This is a genomic window from Halalkalibacter alkalisediminis (genome assembly GCF_028610705.1).
Taxonomy (GTDB): Bacteria; Bacillota; Bacilli; order Bacillales; family Bacillaceae_D; genus Halalkalibacter; species Halalkalibacter alkalisediminis.
In genome coordinates this window covers 1-19,670 of record NZ_JAQQWT010000046.1, presented here as the reverse complement: position 1 = coordinate 19,670, position 19,670 = coordinate 1, and the positions used below count along the sequence as shown (strand labels likewise).

Here is a 19,670-nt window from a genome sequence, read left to right as displayed (position 1 = left end):
TTTGGGGAGGTACTCCTTTTTTTGTGTCTTGAAAGCTTTACGAGACTTAGGATTCAAATTATGAAATTCACTCATTTTATTAAAAATATTAAATTGTTAGTGATCAAATGAAATCACACATTGAAAGTCACTACTATAAAAAAGACAACTCCATATGGATTTTCTTATACCGACCAAGGCAAACTGCCCACTTAACACTTTGCCTAAAAATTAACCAGAAAATAATAATATGTAATAAGAGATACATGCTTTTCAGAACAACTCATCCTTCTTTTTATATGTGTCTCTTCTCACACATAATCCCTGCGTTGACTGCCCATAAATCTCAAACACCAAAAAAAAAATCGCCCTTAAATTCCCTACAAAAAAAGGTCGATTCCAATAATTTTATCCAAGACCAAGGCAAAGCCTTATTTTTATTCACTTCGATTAACAACTCTATCAATATGAATCGTTAGGTAGAGCATTTCTTCCTTTGTTAGCTCATGCTTGTATTCTGTCTTAATATATTCATTTATTTTTTTCGTACAAACAAAGGCTCCTTGGTCAACTTAGGTTTACCTGCCGAACAGTAACAATCCGCTAACTTGTCTTGTTTACGATTTACTTAATTTATAATATCCATCGAATTTCTTGTCAACGATTATTATATTTTCTCGTTTTGCTTAACTCATCTAGGTGCGATACCGAATGAAGTGATTTACCGATATGATTAAATTTAACGACGTTCGCTAAAATCGTTTTGTCACTCCCTTTGGTGACTCAATCTCGACAAAGTCCCTATTAGTAGATTTGAGGAAGCAGCAATGATTCCACACGTCACGCGCCACCTATGAAAAAATCCACTTATCGCAGGCTTAAGACAAATCAACAAGTATTTTAATTTGATTTTTATTTTCAGTTAGCGCTTCAAAACCCTCTGTCACGACGTCATCAAGCGCAATTTTTTTTGTTACGAGCTCAAGTGCTTGAATTTGTCCGTTTGCAATCAGCTGAATGACTTCTTTATAATTGTTTCGATAGGCAATGATGCTCGTCATTTTACGCTCAGCTAAGATTAAGTTATTTATATTTATTTCGGCTGGTTTTTCCCAAATGCTGATGTTTACAACATTTCCCTCTGGCTTTGTTGCTTGAATGGCCATTTCAATCGTCGGTTGGATTCCCGCTACTTCAAATGATACATCCACCCCTAGTCCGTTTGTATGGGAACGAATTTCTTCAATAGCATCTACTTCTAATGGATTAATGACCACATCAGCCCCCACTTTCTTAGCGAAGTCCTGACGTTCCGGAGAAACTTCAACAACGATAACTTTCGTAGCTCCTGCTGCCTTTGCTGACTGGACAACCAATAAACCAATCGGTCCTGCTCCGATAACAGCAACAGTATCCCCTATTTTTAATGCACTCTGGCGAACTGCGTGAACCGTAACAGCCGTTGGTTCTACAAGAGCGGCTTGTTCTAACGTCATGTTATCTGGAATTTTATGTACCATATGAGAAGAAAGAACACTATATTCCGCAAAGCCTCCATAACCACCTGATAAACCTACAAAGCCTAATTTTTCACAAATGTTATAGTGCCCTTTTAAACAAGATGGGCATTCTCCGCAGTTTAAGATAGGCTCTACGCAAACTCGATCTCCCACTTTTACATGGGTTACACCTTCCCCGATTTCGACCACTTCACCAGAAAATTCATGTCCCATTATAATAGGCGCTTTTCCATTTGAAACAGGATGAGGCTCCTCAACAGGAACAAAAATAGGACCTGCTAAATATTCATGTAAATCTGATCCGCAAATTCCGCAGAAGGCAACTTTTATTTTCACCTCACCTTGTTTCACTACTGGCTCTTGCACATTTTCCACTCTGATATCTTTTTTTCCATGCCACAATACTGCTTTCATTACTTCACTCCCCCAGATATTGATTAAATTTTTTACTTAATCGCTTTGTTATTGCCATAAGTACATCCATCGTATAGAAAAAACTAGCTCAAAACGGAGCTAGCCTTTCTCCCTTTAACTATGCAAGGCTTTTCCACTTGCACTAAGAATTGCTTCATGAACCGCTTCTGACAATGTCGGATGAGCTGCGATAAAATGCTCCATGATTTCTACAGTCATCTCTGAATGAAGCATGATCGTTCCTTGGCCAATTAATTCGGTTGCATGAGGGCCGACAATCGATACCCCGATCATTTCATTAAATTCAGGTTCTAGCAATACTTTTACTTTACCGATCGATTCGTTTTCTATCATCGCTTTGCCATTTGCCATAAAAGGAAATTCCCCAATCCGAATATCACCATACTGATTCCTTGCTTGCTTTTCGGTTAGTCCAACACTTGCTATTTCTGGCGATGTATAAATACACCTTGGAACTGCCCGGTAATTCACACTTGCTTCTTCCCCACAACCATTCAGCGCGGCAATGGTTCCCTCATGAAAGGCAACATGAGCCAGTTGAATTCCTCCTGTTACATCACCACATGCATAAATATGAGGGATATTCGTTTGCATGGATTCATTCACATGGATCCCTTGTTTCGAAAATAGCACTCCGATCTTTTCAAGATTAAGATTAGCCGTTCTAGGTCTTCTACCAATCGATATAAGCGCAACCTCAGGACTTCTCTCATGAGTTCCTTCCCTATTTTCAAACGTTGCAAGGCGAGTAGTTGAATTCAAGCCCTTTAAAGTGCTGCCCGTGAAAATTTCAACACCTGCATTCTCCAGTTCCTCCACTAACACATTTACTACATCGGGATCTTCTCCTGGTAAAAGCTGATCGGCCATCTCGACAATGGTTACCTTCGTTCCCATTCGACTATATATACTAGCAAACTCGCAGCCTATAACTCCCCCACCAACTATAAGTAGAGATGAAGGAATCGATGGCAAAGACATCGCCTGTGTACTATTTATAATCCAATTGCCGTCAAATGGAGCAAATGGTAGGGCAATTGGCTCAGATCCTGTTGCAATGATGAATTGATCTGCTTCAATCACCCCACCATTAACTTGTATTTTATGTTCAGAAAGAAAAGACGCTTGGCCTTTTCGAACCGTAATTTTATTTTTTTTCATTAAATAACCAACACCTGAAACGAGGTTATTAACGATTGATTGTTTGTGAGCCTGTACTCTCTCCCAATCTATTTGCACTTCCCCTGTTGGGAGATTCACTCCGTAATGCTCGGCGTTTTTCACTTTTTCAGCCACTGCAGCGCTCTCTAACAGTGCCTTTGTTGGCATACAACCTTCATTTAAACAAGTTCCACCAAGTGACCCTTGATCTATAAGAATCACTTCTTTTCCTTTTTGGGCAGCCGTGATAGCGGCTACGTATCCACCAGGTCCTCCTCCAATAATGGCAATCCTTGACATGGATTAACACCTACTTTCTTCTATAGAAACATTCTAGTCGGCTCTTCTAAATTGCGCCGAACTGTAAGAAGAAACTCTGCTGCTGGAGTGCCGTCTAGAATTTGATGATCAAATGTCAGACTAAGTGGTAGAATCCGACGTCTTTGTATGTCATCTCCAACAAACTTTGCGACCTCTTCAATGGCCCCAACACCGAGAATACCTGTTTCACCAACATTTAATATCGGTGTAAAATGATCAATGCCCAATGCACCTAGGTTCGTGATCGTAAACGTTGAACCTGACATTTCATCTGTACTAAGCGTTCCTTCTCGTGAGCGAGTAGCAAGTTCTTTTATCCTTTTTGATAACTCAATGAGTGATAACGTCTGCGCATGACGGATAACCGGTACAACCAAGCCTTTATCAAGAGCAACTGCCATCCCTAGGTGGATCCTTGAGTACACATGAATTTCATTATTGCTTAATTTACTGTTCATTTGCTTATGTTCATGCAAAGCCAGTACAACAGAACGTGCGATAAAATCAGTTACCGTCAATTTCGTATCATGCTGTTTTTCGGCGACATCCGTCATTTGTTTTTGCAAGATAATGAGGTCGGTCACATCCACTTTCATATTTATCGTTAATTGCGCTGCATTTTGTAGACTTGCCTGCATTCTTTGAGCAATAACTTTTCGCATTCCAGATATAGGTATGATCTCAACTTGTTCTCTTTCTTTGTTAGATTCCTCGTTTACCTGACAACTTGCTGATTGCGTATCGATGGCTTTCTCAACATCTTCCTTTGTAATTCTCCCCTTAGGTCCGGTCCCTTTGATACTCGCAATATCCAAACCAGCACTTTCTGCCATTTTCTTTGCCACAGGAGAAATTTTCACATTTGTTTTTACTACTATTTTTTTCGGTTGTGGAGAGACATCAATTGCTGTTGTTGCTGCTACTTCTGCATTTGAAGATGCCGTTGGTTGGTCTTCTGCCACCGCTTCACCTTTCTCACCGATATAGCAAATGACTGTTCCAGGAGGGACCCCATGTCCCTCTGGAACTGAAATTTTAATGATTGTTCCATCTACAGGTGCTTCAATTTCTTTTTCTAATTTCTCTGAGTTTATATCAGCAATTGGTTCACCCTTTTTTACTTCGTCTCCTTCTTGCTTGCTCCAAATCGAGACCGTTCCTTCTTTCATTGACAATCCTAGTTTCGGCATAATCACTTTTGTTGCCATGGTATAAGCTTCCCCCTCTCTATATTTACACTTTTAACAATGATTGATCTCCTAGTAGTTCTGATACCGCAGCGACTACTTTTTCTGGTGTAGGCAAATAAAGGTCTTCTAGTACCGGCGAGAACGGCACAGGTGTATGTGGAGCTGTAATTCGCTTTATTGGTGCATCTAACGAATCAAAGCCTTTATCAGCCACAAGTGCGGCAATATCCGTCGCCATACTGCACCTTGGATTTGCTTCATCAATGACAATGAGTCGGCTCGTTTTTTCAACAGAGTTAAGAATCGTTGTTTCATCTAAAGGAGACAAACTACGCGGGTCCACGACTTCGACTTCTAACCCCTTCTTTGATAACTCCGTTGCTGCTGCTAAAGCGGTGTGAACTTGCTTTCCAATTGCAACGATAGTGAGATCCGTTCCAGTGCGCTTAATATCGGCTTTTCCTAATGGGATCGTGTAATATCCTTCTGGGACATCGTCATAAGACATGTTATAAAGCGTCTTATCCTCAAAGAAAATGACTGGGTCATTGTCCTCAATCGCCGCAAGCAACAGTCCTTTCGCATCATAAGGTGTAGAAGGAACAACGACTTTAATTCCCGGAATTGCTGTAAATATGGCATATAGACTTTGAGAATGTTGGGCAGCTGCTCTCAGACCAGCTCCGTGCATCGTTCGTATCGTTACTGGAACTTGTGCTTTACCGCCGAACATATAACGGAATTTAGGTCCTTGGTTAATAAAGGAGTCCATACAACTTCCGATAAAATCATTAAACATTAATTCAGCAATCGGACGCATTCCCGTAGCAGCCGCGCTCATTGCGGCACCGACATATCCTGCTTCCGAAATAGGTGTATCCAATATACGGTCCCGTCCAAATTCTTGTACTAATCCTTTTGTAACACCTAATACACCACCCCAGGCTTCTTCATCTTGGAGGTGATCAACTGCAGCTCCACCGGCAACGTCCTCTCCAAGTAAGATAACGTTTTCATCTTTTCGCATTGCAAGTTTCATTGCCTCATTAATGGCATCCATCATATTTAATTTTCTGCTCATCGTGTTTCCTCCTTTTACTAGTAAAATGAATTAGTTAGATTCGTATGACACATACACATCTGTTAATAATTCAGACGGTTCAGGGTAGGCACTATTTTCTGCGAATGTAACTGAATCTTCCACAGCCTTCTCAACTGCAGCATCAATCTCATTTAACTCGCTATCTGTTAATAGATCTTGCTCTAAGATATAGTTTCGAAACTTTAAAATGGCATCTTCTTCGTTAAGGTGCTTTTCTTTATCTGGTGCCTTCTTATACTTTTGAGCATCTCCTTCAAAATGACCATAATTGCGATAGGTCACACACTCAATGATAGTTGGTCCTTCTCCGCGACGAGCACGTTCTATCGCCTCTTGTGCCGCTTGATAGACAGCCATAACATCTTTTCCATCAACCGTCACACCAGGGAGCCCGTATCCAACTGCACGATCGGCTATCGTTTTACACCCAGATGCATATGAAAATGGCGTAGCTTCGCCATAACCGTTATTTTCCGCAACAAAAATAGCTGGTAGATCCCAAATAGCAGCGAGGTTTATGCCTTCATGAAAAGTACCTTGGTTTCCAGCACCATCCCCAAAGAAACAAGCACTTACTGCCCCCGTTTTCTTTAATTTGGCCGTCAGCGCAGCACCTGCTGCTAATGGATAGCCCCCACCTACGATCCCGTTGGCACCCAGCATTCCTTTATCTAAATCGGCAATATGCATCGAGCCACCTTTTCCTTTACAGAGCCCCGTAATTTTCCCGAAGATCTCTGCCATCATACCGTTTAGGTCACACCCTTTTGCAATACAGTGTCCATGCCCCCGATGTGTACTTGTAATAGTGTCTTTATCATCTAAGTGTGCACAGATACCAACAGCGATCGCTTCTTCCCCTGCATATAAATGAACGAATCCAGGAATTGCGCCTATTGCAAAAATCTCATGTAGTTTATCCTCAAACTTACGAATTTCCACCATTTTTTGATACATCCAACTCGCTTTTTCCTTCGTTACCGTTACACTGATCTCTTTTGCAACCTTCATTAGACTTCATCCTCCCCTTCGTTTTTAAAGAACCTTTTAATAAGACAAGGTCATTGCCTTCACTTTGCTATAATGCAAAGAGCATGCCAACACTCAAAAGAGACGTTTTATAAGGAAACACCCCTAGATCACTTTACAAAAAGTAGACAATGAGAGAAATTCGTCTCACATTGTCTACTTTGTCTCGTTTTGTCTACTTTTCAAATACTAAAACAAAGATAGGTTATCGCAGCCAAACATTTCTTGAATTAAGTAAAGTAATCGCTTACAATAAAAGAAAATTACATACGTAGTAACTACAATTATCTCTTCTTCTAGATTTCCTCTTTAAGCTTCAATACCTCAAGAACGTTTGTTACATCACTAAACATTATGAAATACTTTTTATAATGGAGGGTTAAATGATCGAAACTTCAATTTCTTTAGATATGTGGAGACGATTTGTGAAGGATGGGACTTTTGATTCTAGCAGATTAAACAAACGAATTTCTGAATCGTGGTACAGATGTAAAAGTCTAGACGTAGACCCCTTTATCGGTAAAGTAAAAGAGTATCTTCTACTTGATGATTTACTCACGCAAAGAAATAAAAATACACTGTTAATGGAAGCAGCTAGACCACAACTTGAAAAAATGAAGTCCTCTATTTCAGAATTAGGAATGGTAGCCTTGATCATTGACCCCGATGGTTATGTATTGTCTATGACTGGTAACAAAGTTCAAATCAACGAGGCTAAAAAGATCAATTTCATTGAAGGGGTTCGCTGGACGGAACAACAAGCAGGAACAAATGCAATTGGCACGGCATTACAAACAAAAGAAGCGATTATGGTCAATGGTGCTGAACATTTTGCCATTGCTTCCCACCGCTGGAGCTGCGCTGCCTCTCCTATTCTACAGGAAGATGGGAAGTTATTAGGGATTATTGATTTCTCTTGTCCAGTTGAAAAAACCCACCCTTATATGTTTGGGATGGCGGTATCTGCTGCTCATGCGATTGAACGGGAAGCAAGCATACTCCTTCATCGCGAGGAAATGGAACTTCTCCAGGTAACGATCGATTTAATAGAAACAAACAAGATGGTCCTCATCACAAATAATAGACAGCTAGTTGTAACTGCGAGTAGATTAATTCGGAGTAAAGTTTCTAATTGGTTCGGCAAAAGTAAAAAAGAATTTATTTCTCTTTACCACCTACAAGTACAAATGGAAGTCCCTATTTACTCCAAGCGAAATGGCGCCTTACTTGGATATGCACTTTACTTTTCAGATAACAAAAGAACAACATTCTTTCAGCCTTCGAAAACCATTACTTTTAAAGGCGAAACAGGGATTAGCCAATCATTTCAGCAATTACTGCAGGAACTCGAACGGGTAGCACCTACGAATGCAAGTGTGTATATACATGGTGAGACAGGAACTGGAAAAGAAGTAATCGCCCGAACGATTCATGAAAATAGCCCTCGTTTGGATGCTCCTTTTATCGCCGTTAACTGTGGTGCAATTCCTAAAGATTTAATAGAAAGCGAATTATTTGGCTATGCCGAGGGTGCTTTTACAGGGGCTTTAAGAAGCGGGAAAAAAGGCAAGTTTGAACAAGCAAACAAAGGAACGATCTTTCTTGATGAGATTGGTGAAATCCCGCCATCTATGCAAGTAGCTTTATTACGTGTATTACAAGAACGAAAAATAACTCCTGTAGGAAGCCAAAAAGAAATTCCTTTAGATATCCGAATCATAACAGCAACACACAAGGATTTACGTACATTAACAGCGAACGGAACGTTTCGTGAAGATTTGTTCTACCGCTTACATGTGTATCCAATTCAAATTCCACCTCTTAGAGAAAGAAAAGAAGATATTCCTTATCTCGTTAGACATTTCTGCTCTCACAATCAATGGCCTATCCAATTCCCTGCAGAATTCTTTGAACGACTTAGTGATTATCATTGGCCCGGGAACATTCGAGAATTATTTAATTTTCTAGAGCGACTAAAGATTGTTTTCCAAGGCGAACAAGTAGAAAAAAAAGACATTTTAAAGTGGATCAATGAACGGGGACTCTGCGAGCAGACAGCATTAAGCAACAATAATGTAGATAAAGATCCTAAAGTAACCCTTACAGCCCGGGAAAAAACCCAAAAAGAAATGATGATAGAAGCCCTCAAAAAAACCAATGGCAATGTTGGTTTAGCAGCGAAATTTTTAGGAGTGTCGCGCAGTACGTTTTATAAGAGGTTAAAGAGATATGAATTGTAAGAGAAGAGCAGGTTCGTTCCTGCTCTTCTTTTTTCTTAACATTAGTAAATAAAAAACCTGGATCTTAGTCTTTCATAAATAACGATAGACTTGTGGGAAGGTACTAATACTTAGAGCCTCACGAGGTCATTCTTCGAAGTTATTTGTTTGTCATCATGCGTTTAATCAATCGAATGTCCGTTTCGTGGTCTTTAACTTTTTGAGATACATCTCTCAAGATAACCTCTTGTTCAGGATTATGGGCAACTTGTGAGGCGACAGCATCAAGCTTTTTACTCAATTGCTCAAAGTCTTGCTTCGTAACCATGTTTTCAAGATCTTTCTTTGTAGCTACACTCTCGAGATCTCGCTTCGTGACCATGTTTGAATCAAATTCATTTACTCGTCGGTTCAACAATTGTAATTCCTTAAGGATTAATTCAGATTTTTCCATATAAGACATCTTCTCTAATATGATTACCTATGCTATATCGACTCGAGCCTCCTTTTCGGTTAAAGACTCTAATTGTTGTTTTTATACATAACAGAACCTTTCACTGAGCCTGACTAAACCTTTTTCACCCCTTTAAAAAAAGAACTAATGCAGTAATGTGTTCAAAAAAATTCCATTCCATACGATCCCCCTCTTCAAATGATACACTCCTTCTCCATAGACCCTACTCCTAAAAGCTTGTCGGTCTCTCCCTATATCTTCACCAATCACTTTTCATATGTTACTTCACCTAATATCTTCGGCTGCTAATCACTTCAATAAATCCAGGAATACGATCTCGTACAAGTTTGTATGATATAGATTCCCTTTCTGCTATCTCATCCTTTGACTTCATACACAACACCAATATCAGCCCACCGTCAACCGTCAGCACAATTAAAAAAACGATAGCCAATCGCAAATAACCACAAAAACAGACACTCCCTTCATATTGAAGAAAAGCGCCTATTTTTAAAACTCATCATATAGATACTCTACAGAACTTCTTCCTCATTCAACAAAACTATCTGCTTGGAGATAAGCAAATAGATAATAGGAAAAATCCTAATAACACACCCTACTTTTAAACTCAAAATAAAAGAAAGTACCATACCGTCAACAAGACTAAACACATGAATACATTGCTATTAAAGAATTATTAAGAAGTTCAGTACGTTAAAACTTCATTATCACCCGCCTTTTTCGACGGCACAGTCGTTAGTTCTTCGAAAACTCTGCCATAGGTTTGGTTTGGCCTTCCTGGGGTATTTATTTGGGCGTTTCTAAGGAAGGAAGTTAGTGTTTATTAATTTGTTGCATTCCATATTCACGTTCTCTTATAAGACTGTAAGCTGAAAACCCAATTCCTACTCCTATAGCTAATACGATGAACAGCATTCCAGCGCGGTTGTTACGTCTAGCTCCAAAAAATTGCTCTGCTCGTCTACCCCAATTGAATACATCCGTTATCCAGCCAATATGATTGATCATTGAATTGATCACTTTGTTAGCACCCCCTTTAGTTTATAACTTTACTTAGCTTTATTATTTTCATTTCTCACACAATTATGAGGCCGAACTTTTTTATTATTAGCAGGTTTATTGAAAAACTCAAACGAATTCACAATTACCAACTTACTCTATTTTCTACATCATATATTTTTTCATTTTAGAAGGACAGAACCCCCTTTTTTAGCGAACCAGCATAGTTCAATTCTCGGATCTCCTTGCATTTGTTCTCAAAAAATAAATTCCGCGGTACAAGCTCGACAAACTGTAAAACCGAAAATAGAATCTTCACAATCGTCAAATCCCTAGTAATCTGAACAGACTCTAAGAACATGAACAGTATGAACCATAATCTGGTTACGTACTACACGATTTTTTCATCTTTTGCCCGTAATAGATGTCATCTTATAACTCCGTTGCCAAGAAATCTAAGCATCAAAATCTGAACCAGAATAATAATCCCGCCCACACATCCTACTTTCATCCCTATATTCATCCAGTGGTTCCACAATCCACTATTACCAATTTCCCAATTTAATCGATTGCCCTTTTGCCCCCCTAAAAACCCCCTACATCACCATATAGATAAGTAAGATTCCATTCATCCCTCTTTTCATAAAAAGGGAGCCATTCACATTAGAAACCTCGTGCTCAACCTTTAAAAAATCAACTAGATAGGAGAATACATATGATTCCTAACATTACGTACGCAGTAAGAAATCCACTTGTCACAAAAGCCATGCAAATCTATGCAAGTAGAGACCGCCGCAAGAGTCAACAAGAATTGAATCACTCTCCTAAACGGGAAACACAAGGATCAATCACAGACAAAGTAGAATTATACGGTGCTAGATATGAAGTAATCGAAAGGGAGAATCAAAGTTCGTTTGATGTCAAAGTCTAGGTTTTCCATGAAAAAGAAGCAGAGAATCACTGTCCGGATTCTCTGCTTCTTTTCCCTAGCATGAAGGTTACTCCACCCCAGAATCAAAACTCTCCGATATAAACGCAGTCACCGCATCATATGTATCCTGTTTATCCACAGGATACATAATCACAAACCCAGCAAATGTCGATTCCCCATAGAAAAACCTCTTATAAACATTCATTTCGTTTTCAACATAAGATAGCACATACCAATCCTCAGTCATTCGCTGATAGGCAACTTCACTTGAAACACCAGCTACAGCCTCTTCATAATAATACTCGATTGATTCCGAATGGTTCCCCCCATAAGCTGCAATCTCGAAGTCATCGTTATAAAAGCGTACCCCGTCTCTGTTCTCTGGCGGTGGATCACTTTCTAGCCCCTCTGGATACTTAAATGAAAAACCAAAGCGCTCATTCACATAATCAAGATATACAACTTCCACTGCTTCCGTAGGTTCATCCTGCTCCCCCGGTTCACTCTCACCATGGTCCTCTTCTAACGCAAGTTCCACTTGTTCCAATAAATCAGTCACGTCCAACTGATAAATAATCATAATGTCGTCGTGATCGATCTCATCCCGCAACTTTAGTAACTCCTCTTTGCCTTTCTCGTATTCCTCATTCATAATAGCCTCTTTGATTTCAACCATTCTCTCTTCAACAAAAGCAACCTTTTCTTTTCCATCCTCCCAGATGGTTTCATGTTCCGGCTTAGGAGCCCCTCCCTCTTTAGCCAGAACCGCTTCCTCCTCCACGTATTCATACTCTAAATGAGTGGACTCCTCTCCCTGTTCATACTCAGAACTAGCACTCGCCATCCCTGTGTCAATCACATCCTGATTCTGGCGATCGAAACATGCGCCCATAATAAACAAACAGACCAGTAACAACGCTATAAAAGGTACTTTTTTTCTCATTGTTGTTCTCCATTCTAAATGTTTAGTTTTCTCTACAGGAGAGTGTATGCTGATTCTCAAAAAAAAAGCCTACTGTCCACAGCGGACTTAGTAAAAATAGTTTAAATTATGAACTTGTGGCTATTTATTTGTTTTTTCAGTCTCCACCTACTCCTTTCTTTTCCATTCACCCAAATCTCATCCTCAAACATCTAGCATCAGAATGTCTCAACTCTCAAAATACATGCCTTTCCGATCTGAAAAAAATAACTCAAACTTGATTAGTTATTAAGTTTACTAGTATATGGCAAAGATTTAAATTCCATTATACATGGTTCGCTTGTTAAAAAGACATCAACCCCCCCTGAACGGAATGCTTTCCATTTTTCCACCACTTCAGAGGGAAGCCACCGTGCAAAGGCTTAAAAAACCGTGCTTTGGAAGAACAAGTAAAGATAGAAAAAAGGAGGCTCTATCGGTCGTAAATAACAACCGATTTGAGTCTCCTTTTCTTCATCCCTACCACTTACATTCTCATCGTCTCTCCATCAAATTAATTCCAATCCCCATACACACCACTCCGAAAAGAGCCATGATGGACAATGGTTGCATTAAATCGAGCCATCCCCGGTCAAAGATCGCGGCTCCCTTCAAGGCTTCAATTCCATAAAAAATGGGCATTCCTTTTGAGAGGACTAGCATCACTTCATTCGTGACGACCTCAATCGGCCAATACGCTCCACCAAGCATGGCCATACCAGAGGCTACAATGGGAATAGCAACTTGTAGCTGCTGCGCCGACCTTACCAATCCCATTAATAAGATTCCTAGAGAGACAATCGCAAAGACATAACATCCTATGACCACTAAGATCGTGCCAAAGCGGTCTCCAATATCAAACCCTAGACCCCATTTAAAGATTAAAAAGATAATCAAAATCTGAGCATACCCTATCAAATAGCTATACAGTAAATGACCTAAATAGATTTGCCACTTTCGAAGTGGAGAGACAATTAAACGGTCCCACGTTCCCCCTCTTTTTTCTTCAGCGACATTTAATAAATTGTACATAATCGAGTAAATGGAAAAGAAAAGGGTCATTCCAAATAAAACTTGGAGGCGTTCATCATGATAAACGGATGCATCCCCTTCTAAATAAGAGGTCGTCACGCTTATGATTGGGTCTTGCCTTAATTGATCGACGTCTGTTCTAAAATCTGAGTCAGTAGCTAATTGTTCCGCTTTTCTTAAACGTAATTCCTCATGAAAAATTTGCTGAACAAAGCCTTCTACTAAAAAACGATTTGATTCCTCGGTAGTCACTAGCAGACGATAGTCTTCTTCTTGCAATTGAAGGGCGAAATGAATATCTCCGTTTGCCAGAGCCCTTTCTACCTCTTGTTTTTCCATCCATTCAAAACGATAGGCCTCGGATTGATTTAAAAGCGCTAACCACGCATCTCTACTCTCCGCTTCCAGGGATTCCTCTGAATACGTATAAACGGTTATTTGTCTATCAAATCCAAAGCCTGCAATGAAAAAAATGAATACGATGGTTAAGACAAAAAAAGAAAGCGTCAAGAATGGCATTCTCCGAAATCTCTGCCACTGTAATAAAAAAATAGATTTCATCTGAAAACCGACCTCCTCTTTGGAAAGATAAGCACACTTACTAGCAAGAGGACAATCGCCATTACACCGATCCGGCTTACCGGGTCAAGAATCACCTGCAGATCAAGGCTTTGCATCCATTGCAAATAAGCAACTAGAGCAGCTCCATTTGGAGTCCAATTTCCAATTTCCTTAATCACATCTGGCATATCTGTCATCGGGAAAAAGCTGCCCCCTGCAAAAGCAAAGAGAGTAATAATTCCCCCTGAAAACACATTAGAGATACTATCGCTATGATAACGAATGACAAGGGCTGTTAATAATGCAGCAAAACCTCCCACACATATGGAGACGACAGCTGATATAAGAATAATCCCTAGCCAAAACTGTAGCGATTCTCCAGCAAATGCTTGAAAGATCAAGCTAGATATCCCAAATAAGATCATCAGTTGAATAAAAGCAATTACAGTTGCTGATAATGCTTTTCCACTTAGATAAGTAAAAGAAGATGTTCCTGAAAGCAAAATCCGATTAAACACATGCTCCTTCTTCTCCACAAAGGCTCTACTAGAAATGGTCGCTCCTACATACAGGACAAACATGACCGCCATCCCAATGGTGTAATATTGAAAGGAACTAACAGGCTCTCTACTAGAAACCGTTTCAATTCCACCTAGTTGCGTTTCCCCTATTTCCTCTAAGGTATCTTCTCCACCTAGTGCTGTGGAGATCGCAGTTTCATAGTTTAGCTGGTTCACAAAGTTTACAATTAGTTCTTCAAAGATCGATGCGTGCATGGAGCCAGCTTCCTTGACTGTAATTTCTAACTCACTTCCTTCTCCTTGCTGCAGAAGCATTTTGCTTAAGGATTGATACGTGAAATGTTCTGGAATGGTCAACACGGCTACAAGTTCCCCATCAGCCAGCGCCATTTGAGCCTCATCCACTTTTAAATGAACGACCTCCATCATGTCCTTAAGACGCTCTTCCTCTAAAACATCTGTTAATACATGATACGGACTCATTTCCTGTGCAACTAGATGCAATTCCGGGGCAACCTCTTCCGTTAAACCTAGCTCATCCAATGTTCCTACAAATTGTTCAATCCCCTGATTTTCATCATCATACGAAACGATAGCAACCTGCATGTGAATCCCAGAAGTGTCTCCTCCCAATAAACCTCTTAAAGCAAATCCTAAAATCGCGATCAGCATCAGTGGCATGAAGAGGAGTAAAAACAATTCGGTTCGATTACGGAACATGATCAACATATCTTTTTTTAATAAATCTATCATGTCTCTCTCCTTAGTCCCTTAATTTACGTCCCGTTAAATGTAAGAACACATCTTCAAGGGTCGGTACTTGGACATTCACATTGATAATTTGCGCTTTGTGTGACTCTGAAATTTGAAAAATTTCTCCAAGAATCCTCTTGCCTTTAGGAACAATCAGTTTCATGCCTTTTTCGGTTTCAACTGTTTGAAGAATACCATCGTGAGCCTGTAAGTCTGTGAAAAGCTCAGGATCATGACGATCTAAATCAATGAAAATGGTTTCTTCACCTGACAAAATGCTTTTTAATTCATCCTTCGTTCCGGAAGCAATGACTTGACCGTGATCCATGATGTAGACTCGGTCGCAAAGACGTTCCACTTCCTCCATATAATGACTCGTATACAGCACGCTTAACCCTTTTTCACGGTTGAGATCACGTACCATTTCAAGGATATGGCTTCTGGACTGTGGATCAATTCCAACTGTCGGTTCATCCATAATTAGGATTTCAGGATCATGCAGCATCGCGGCTGCGATATTGATTCTTCTTTGCATGCCTCCAGAATACGTTTTAATCATTTCTTTTTGGCGGTCCGTTAAGCCGACTAACTCCAATACCTCTTGAATTCTTTTTTCAAGCTCTTTCCCTTTTAACCCATAAATCCTCCCGAAGAATTTCAAGTTTTCAAAAGCAGTCAATTCCTCATATAGCGCAATTTCCTGAGGTACAACTCCAAGAACACGGCGGATCTCACCTGGATTTTTCATTACACTTTTACCATGTAATCGCACGTCACCAGAGGTCGGTTTTAAAAGGGAAGAGATCATTGAAATGATCGTCGACTTTCCGGCACCATTCGGACCAAGCAACCCAACCGATTCTCCTTTATCCATATAGAAGCTTACTCCACCAACAGCGGTTCTCCCTTTAAACACCTTCTTTAATTCTTCCGTCTCAAGCATGGAGCATGCCTCCTTCATCACTCTTTATAAATTCAGTATATACACAAAAAGACAGTGCTCCCACTGTCTTCCGTCACTACTTTTCCGTTTATCCATGACTTAAGTCATTTTTCTTGGGATCAACTAAATCGTTACACAACATGATGACGAATCGCATAAATCGCAAGCTGTGTTCGATCACGCAACTGTAATTTATCTAAAATGAGGCTGATATGATTTTTAACGGTCCCTACTGACAATCCGAGTTCTACTGCAATCTCCTTATTGCTTCGTCCTTCACCAATTTGCTTCATAATCGCCAGTTCACGAGGAGTAATAGACGGATCCACTTCTAACTCCTTTGTTTGCTTAATGAGCCTTGGCATGACCTTTGCCGCGACATGATCTTGTAATGACAACCCTCCTGCTAAACAACTTCGGATCGCCCGGATTAATTCCTCCGGCTCCGCATCCTTTAGCAAATAGCCCCTCGCTCCACTTTTGAGCGCTTCAAGGGCATATTGATCATCATTAAACGTCGTTAAAATCAGTACCAAGCGATCCGGCCAGCGCGAATGAATGATCCGAGCCGCCTCTAACCCGTCCATAACTGGCATTCGGATATCAAGGATAATCAAGTCAAATAAATGGGTTTCACATAATGCAATGGCTTCCTTTCCGTTACTTGCCTCCCCCGTCACCTGAAGTTCAGGATCCGTTTCAATCATCATTTTTAACCCCTGTCGCACCATCCCTTGGTCCTCAGCTAATAAAATGTTTATCATCCATTCAGCCTCTCCTTTACATTTAGTGGAAGTGTTCCCCGTACAATAAACCACCCGTCATATTGTGTTACTTCTAACCTTCCTCCTACTCGTTCCATGCGCTCTCTCATTGAGGATAATCCAAATCCCTCTCGAAAACTCATTTCATGTGCCGTTGGATTGGACACTTCAAACCGAAACACTGATCCAGCTGGTGCCTCAAAGACAATATGGACTTCTCTTGTACCACTATGGCGCATCATATTCGTTAACGCCTCTTGAACGGCTCGGTACACCGCAATCGCTTGCTCATTACGTAAAGAAGCTGTTAAAGCTCCGTGCTTGATTGAAAACGAGACACGAACAAAGCTTTCTGCTTCTAATTTACGAATCAAACTGATAATCGCCGCCAACCCACCTACATCATCTTGCTTTAAAGCTTTAACTGCACTACGCGTTTCTTCCAAACTCTCTTTTGCCAACAGCTTAAGCCCTTGGACTTGATCTTTGGTTGTTTCATCATCCGCTTTCATGCGAACGACTTCAAGCTGCATCAGTAATGCAGTTAGCTTGTGACCTACAGAATCATGGATTTGCCTTGCGATCTCAGCCCTCTCCTCCTGACGAGCTTGTTTCTCATCAGACGCAATTCTTCGTTTTAGTTTCCGATACTCATTAAGGAGCGCTTCGTATTGTTCGGAAAAACCTAAACTATTTAGTAAAACCCGTTTATATACAGCAAACGCTACAGCTAGCACACTAGCATACACGACTACAAAAGTAGGTGAAATGGTAGGATAATCATAAAAATATGGAATAATCGCTCCTAGTGTCAGGATAAAGCCAACGATCCCCGCCTGTAGAGGATTAAGTCGATATACAGCCTTTCCTGCAAGAATCGAAAAAACAACTAACGTATGTAAATTGGGAGAGCCTCCCTCTTCTGGCCATAGGACAACGACAGCTAGAACCGCTGCAAGACTTAGATGCAGAGTGAAAATAAATTTATGGTTTCGTAAAAGCGGTGATAAAAAAAACAACGCAAAAAAGCCGGCACTTCCTAACACCCGAAATGAAATGTTCAGAAGATCTGCTGAAAAATGCAAAAGAGACAACCCCCAGGAAACGACTAATAATAACAGCCACACCCAAAACGAACTCATCGACTCCCTCCTATTCTTATCGATTTAATTATCATATCACAGCAAGTAAAAGGACGGGAGGAGTGACTAACTTTCCTGCCTCTGAAATTTTTCAGTATGTAGTATTTCGGAGAATTCATGTATTTACTAGAGTCTGTTCAAAAAGGGGTGGTTTTTCCCTTTTTGAACAGACTCTAAGCAATGAGCGGAATCGCTACAAGGTTTTGAGCCTCTAGGAGTGGGGTTCTCCTAGAGACGTGTAGCGTGTGAAGCCATTGCCATCTTTTTGAACACGCTCTACTAGTAATCAGTGGAAAGGATAACTCATTTTACTGTTGAAACGCACATTTCACCTAAATCGCTCATTTATAAGGCGATGTTCTTTTATTGCAATTGGATTCGACTGGATCATGAACGCGGATATATGATAGGTGACTTCTTTGAATAAAAAAGTAATTCAAAAAAGATAAAAGCCTTTTATAATAATGATAGACTTGTTGGAAAATACTGATACTTGGAGCTTCGCGATGTCATTTCTTGCGATTATTTGTCTGGCATCAAGCGGTTAAGCAATCGAATGTTCGTTTCGTGTTTCCTACCTTTGAGATACATCTCTGTATATGGACAACTAATGAGGCGATAGCATCAAGCTTTTTACTCAATTGCTCAAAGTCTTGCTTCCTAACCACGTTTTCAAGATCTTGCTTTGTAGCTACACTCTCGAGATCACGCTTGAAGACATTAACACCTTCCGTTTCTTAAAGCCCATTAATTCTGTATCTTTCTGTACCTTGTAGAAAACAAACACCATCACACACTCCTTTCAAATGATTTACTTTATTATAACTAAACTAACTTTGATTCTAATTAATTTGTACGAAAAACTCATCATTAAATAAAAACAAGAAAAAGAGCTATCTCCAACGGAAATAACTCTAATTGATTATTAATTCAAACTTAGATTTAAAACAATAAAGAGCCCCCTCAACGGAATGCTTTTAACTTGCCTGACAACGTCCTACTTTCACAGGTGGAAGCTCCCAACTACCATCGACGCAAAGAGCTTAAAGACCTTCTTCGGCATGGGAACGGGTGTGGTCTCTTCGATCGCCACCAAATGATACGGTGATTCTATTCCACATCTTCAATTTTTACACTTAAAACATTATCTAAATTAACTATCTCTGTACTTGATACCTCATACCACCTAAATTTTTTAATTTGTTCCTTTATTCCCGCAAGCCCTCGTCCTGGAACTAGTTCATAACATGCTGTTTTTCCATTTACATATTCAAATGTAATGTTGAATTTTTTAACCATCACTAATCATCTCCCTTTTATTTACTATATGTTCTAAATAAGAAAATGAGTTCTGTAGTAGACACTGTTGGTTAAATTTTCAATTGGAATTAAGGAGAAAAATTAAATGTATCACAAGTTTATGGGAACCATTGTTTGCATCACCCTGATGAACTTCAAATTCTGGTATTATATAAATATTTCTTTACAACGCACCGTCCTTATAAATTCACGTACTAAAAAAGCATCCCTAAACGGAATGCTTTCTTTCTTGCCCGGCAACGTCCTACTCTCACAGGGGGAAGCCCCCAACTACCATCGGCGCAGAAGAGCTTAACGACCGTGTTCGGCATG

The 19,670-nt window shown here is 40.0% G+C and carries 16 protein-coding genes, 2 rRNA genes and 1 pseudogene; 2 read left to right on the top strand and 17 right to left on the bottom strand.

The window, feature by feature from the left end; genetic code table 11:
- Positions 1 to 416 precede the first annotated feature (416 nt).
- The 6 genes and pseudogenes from PQ474_RS23655 to PQ474_RS23630 form a co-directional block, all read right to left on the bottom strand.
- Positions 417 to 527: pseudogene (locus PQ474_RS23655) on the bottom strand (PRD domain-containing protein); the annotation flags it as partial.
- A gap of 330 nt (positions 528 to 857) precedes the next feature.
- Positions 858 to 1,913 carry a 2,3-butanediol dehydrogenase gene (locus PQ474_RS23650; RefSeq protein WP_273848040.1) on the bottom strand — a complete coding sequence of 352 codons (1,056 nt, stop codon included), beginning with the start codon at positions 1,911 to 1,913 and terminating at the stop codon, positions 858 to 860.
- A 114-nt stretch (positions 1,914 to 2,027) separates the two neighbouring features.
- A complete protein-coding gene (gene lpdA / locus PQ474_RS23645) occupies positions 2,028 to 3,395 on the bottom strand; it encodes a dihydrolipoyl dehydrogenase (protein WP_273848039.1) in 1,368 nt (455 codons plus the stop codon).
- A gap of 20 nt (positions 3,396 to 3,415) precedes the next feature.
- The gene (locus tag PQ474_RS23640) at positions 3,416 to 4,624 is read right to left on the bottom strand and encodes a dihydrolipoamide acetyltransferase family protein (protein WP_273848038.1); all 1,209 of its coding nucleotides are present in this window, start codon (positions 4,622 to 4,624) and stop codon (positions 3,416 to 3,418) included.
- A 25-nt stretch (positions 4,625 to 4,649) separates the two neighbouring features.
- Positions 4,650 to 5,669 carry an alpha-ketoacid dehydrogenase subunit beta gene (locus PQ474_RS23635; protein WP_390186997.1) on the bottom strand — a complete coding sequence of 340 codons (1,020 nt, stop codon included), beginning with the start codon at positions 5,667 to 5,669 and terminating at the stop codon, positions 4,650 to 4,652.
- A 48-nt stretch (positions 5,670 to 5,717) separates the two neighbouring features.
- Positions 5,718 to 6,719 (bottom strand): thiamine pyrophosphate-dependent dehydrogenase E1 component subunit alpha, encoded by a 1,002-nt coding sequence (locus PQ474_RS23630; RefSeq protein WP_273848036.1) that lies wholly within the window; start codon positions 6,717 to 6,719, stop codon positions 5,718 to 5,720.
- A gap of 401 nt (positions 6,720 to 7,120) precedes the next feature.
- Here PQ474_RS23630 and PQ474_RS23625 point away from each other — a divergent pair, with 401 nt between their 5' ends.
- Complete coding sequence (locus PQ474_RS23625; RefSeq protein WP_273848035.1) at positions 7,121 to 8,977, top strand: sigma-54-dependent Fis family transcriptional regulator; 1,857 nt, start codon at positions 7,121 to 7,123, stop codon at positions 8,975 to 8,977.
- 139 nt (positions 8,978 to 9,116) lie between these two features.
- Here PQ474_RS23625 and PQ474_RS23620 read toward each other — a convergent pair whose 3' ends face one another.
- A complete protein-coding gene (locus tag PQ474_RS23620) occupies positions 9,117 to 9,410 on the bottom strand; it encodes a hypothetical protein (RefSeq protein ID WP_273848034.1) in 294 nt (97 codons plus the stop codon).
- A gap of 834 nt (positions 9,411 to 10,244) precedes the next feature.
- Entirely contained in the window at positions 10,245 to 10,451 is a 207-nt protein-coding gene (locus PQ474_RS23615) for a hypothetical protein (protein WP_273848033.1), read from the bottom strand.
- 694 nt (positions 10,452 to 11,145) lie between these two features.
- Here PQ474_RS23615 and PQ474_RS23610 point away from each other — a divergent pair.
- Entirely contained in the window at positions 11,146 to 11,361 is a 216-nt protein-coding gene (locus PQ474_RS23610; protein WP_273848032.1) for a hypothetical protein, read from the top strand.
- Between the two features lie 67 nt (positions 11,362 to 11,428).
- On the opposite strand, the gene PQ474_RS23605 is transcribed toward PQ474_RS23610, so the two are convergent.
- From PQ474_RS23605 to rrf (PQ474_RS26795), 9 genes are all read right to left on the bottom strand, one after another.
- Complete coding sequence (locus PQ474_RS23605; protein WP_273848031.1) at positions 11,429 to 12,304, bottom strand: hypothetical protein; 876 nt, start codon at positions 12,302 to 12,304, stop codon at positions 11,429 to 11,431.
- A gap of 513 nt (positions 12,305 to 12,817) precedes the next feature.
- Entirely contained in the window at positions 12,818 to 13,915 is a 1,098-nt protein-coding gene (locus PQ474_RS23600) for an ABC transporter permease (RefSeq protein WP_273848030.1), read from the bottom strand.
- Positions 13,912 to 15,189 (bottom strand): ABC transporter permease, encoded by a 1,278-nt coding sequence (locus tag PQ474_RS23595; RefSeq protein ID WP_273848029.1) that lies wholly within the window; start codon positions 15,187 to 15,189, stop codon positions 13,912 to 13,914. The genes PQ474_RS23600 and PQ474_RS23595 overlap by 4 nt, the downstream gene beginning before the upstream one ends.
- 10 nt (positions 15,190 to 15,199) lie before the next feature.
- Positions 15,200 to 16,132: an ABC transporter ATP-binding protein gene (locus tag PQ474_RS23590; protein ID WP_273848028.1), complete on the bottom strand. Its 933-nt coding sequence runs from the start codon at positions 16,130 to 16,132 to the stop codon at positions 15,200 to 15,202.
- 131 nt (positions 16,133 to 16,263) lie between these two features.
- Positions 16,264 to 16,896 carry a response regulator gene (locus tag PQ474_RS23585; RefSeq protein ID WP_273848027.1) on the bottom strand — a complete coding sequence of 211 codons (633 nt, stop codon included), beginning with the start codon at positions 16,894 to 16,896 and terminating at the stop codon, positions 16,264 to 16,266.
- Positions 16,893 to 18,038, bottom strand: coding sequence for a sensor histidine kinase (locus PQ474_RS23580; protein WP_273848026.1), 1,146 nt, complete (start codon positions 18,036 to 18,038; stop codon positions 16,893 to 16,895). The genes PQ474_RS23585 and PQ474_RS23580 overlap by 4 nt, the downstream gene beginning before the upstream one ends.
- Positions 18,039 to 19,022: 984 nt before the next feature.
- Positions 19,023 to 19,135: ribosomal RNA gene (gene rrf / locus PQ474_RS26800) — 5S ribosomal RNA — on the bottom strand.
- Positions 19,136 to 19,148: 13 nt separating this feature from the next.
- Entirely contained in the window at positions 19,149 to 19,340 is a 192-nt protein-coding gene (locus tag PQ474_RS23575) for a hypothetical protein (protein WP_273848025.1), read from the bottom strand.
- 249 nt (positions 19,341 to 19,589) lie between these two features.
- Positions 19,590 to 19,670: ribosomal RNA gene (gene rrf / locus PQ474_RS26795) — 5S ribosomal RNA — on the bottom strand; the annotation flags it as partial.

Excerpts from the sequence above, each read along its gene's own strand:
- PQ474_RS23650 (WP_273848040.1), bottom strand. The coding sequence starts at position 1,913 with ATGAAAGCAGTATTGTGGCATGGAAAAAAAGATATCAGAGTGGAAAAT.
- lpdA (WP_273848039.1), bottom strand. The coding sequence starts at position 3,395 with ATGTCAAGGATTGCCATTATTGGAGGAGGACCTGGTGGATACGTAGCC.
- PQ474_RS23640 (WP_273848038.1), bottom strand. The coding sequence starts at position 4,624 with ATGGCAACAAAAGTGATTATGCCGAAACTAGGATTGTCAATGAAAGAA.
- PQ474_RS23635 (WP_390186997.1), bottom strand. The coding sequence starts at position 5,669 with ATGATGGATGCCATTAATGAGGCAATGAAACTTGCAATGCGAAAAGAT.
- PQ474_RS23630 (WP_273848036.1), bottom strand. The coding sequence starts at position 6,719 with ATGAAGGTTGCAAAAGAGATCAGTGTAACGGTAACGAAGGAAAAAGCG.
- PQ474_RS23625 (WP_273848035.1), top strand. The coding sequence starts at position 7,121 with ATGATCGAAACTTCAATTTCTTTAGATATGTGGAGACGATTTGTGAAG.
- PQ474_RS23620 (WP_273848034.1), bottom strand. The coding sequence starts at position 9,410 with ATGGAAAAATCTGAATTAATCCTTAAGGAATTACAATTGTTGAACCGA.
- PQ474_RS23610 (WP_273848032.1), top strand. The coding sequence starts at position 11,146 with ATGATTCCTAACATTACGTACGCAGTAAGAAATCCACTTGTCACAAAA.
- PQ474_RS23605 (WP_273848031.1), bottom strand. The coding sequence starts at position 12,304 with ATGAGAAAAAAAGTACCTTTTATAGCGTTGTTACTGGTCTGTTTGTTT.
- PQ474_RS23600 (WP_273848030.1), bottom strand. The coding sequence starts at position 13,915 with ATGAAATCTATTTTTTTATTACAGTGGCAGAGATTTCGGAGAATGCCA.
- PQ474_RS23595 (WP_273848029.1), bottom strand. The coding sequence starts at position 15,189 with ATGATAGATTTATTAAAAAAAGATATGTTGATCATGTTCCGTAATCGA.
- PQ474_RS23590 (WP_273848028.1), bottom strand. The coding sequence starts at position 16,132 with ATGCTTGAGACGGAAGAATTAAAGAAGGTGTTTAAAGGGAGAACCGCT.
- PQ474_RS23585 (WP_273848027.1), bottom strand. The coding sequence starts at position 16,896 with ATGATAAACATTTTATTAGCTGAGGACCAAGGGATGGTGCGACAGGGG.
- PQ474_RS23580 (WP_273848026.1), bottom strand. The coding sequence starts at position 18,038 with ATGAGTTCGTTTTGGGTGTGGCTGTTATTATTAGTCGTTTCCTGGGGG.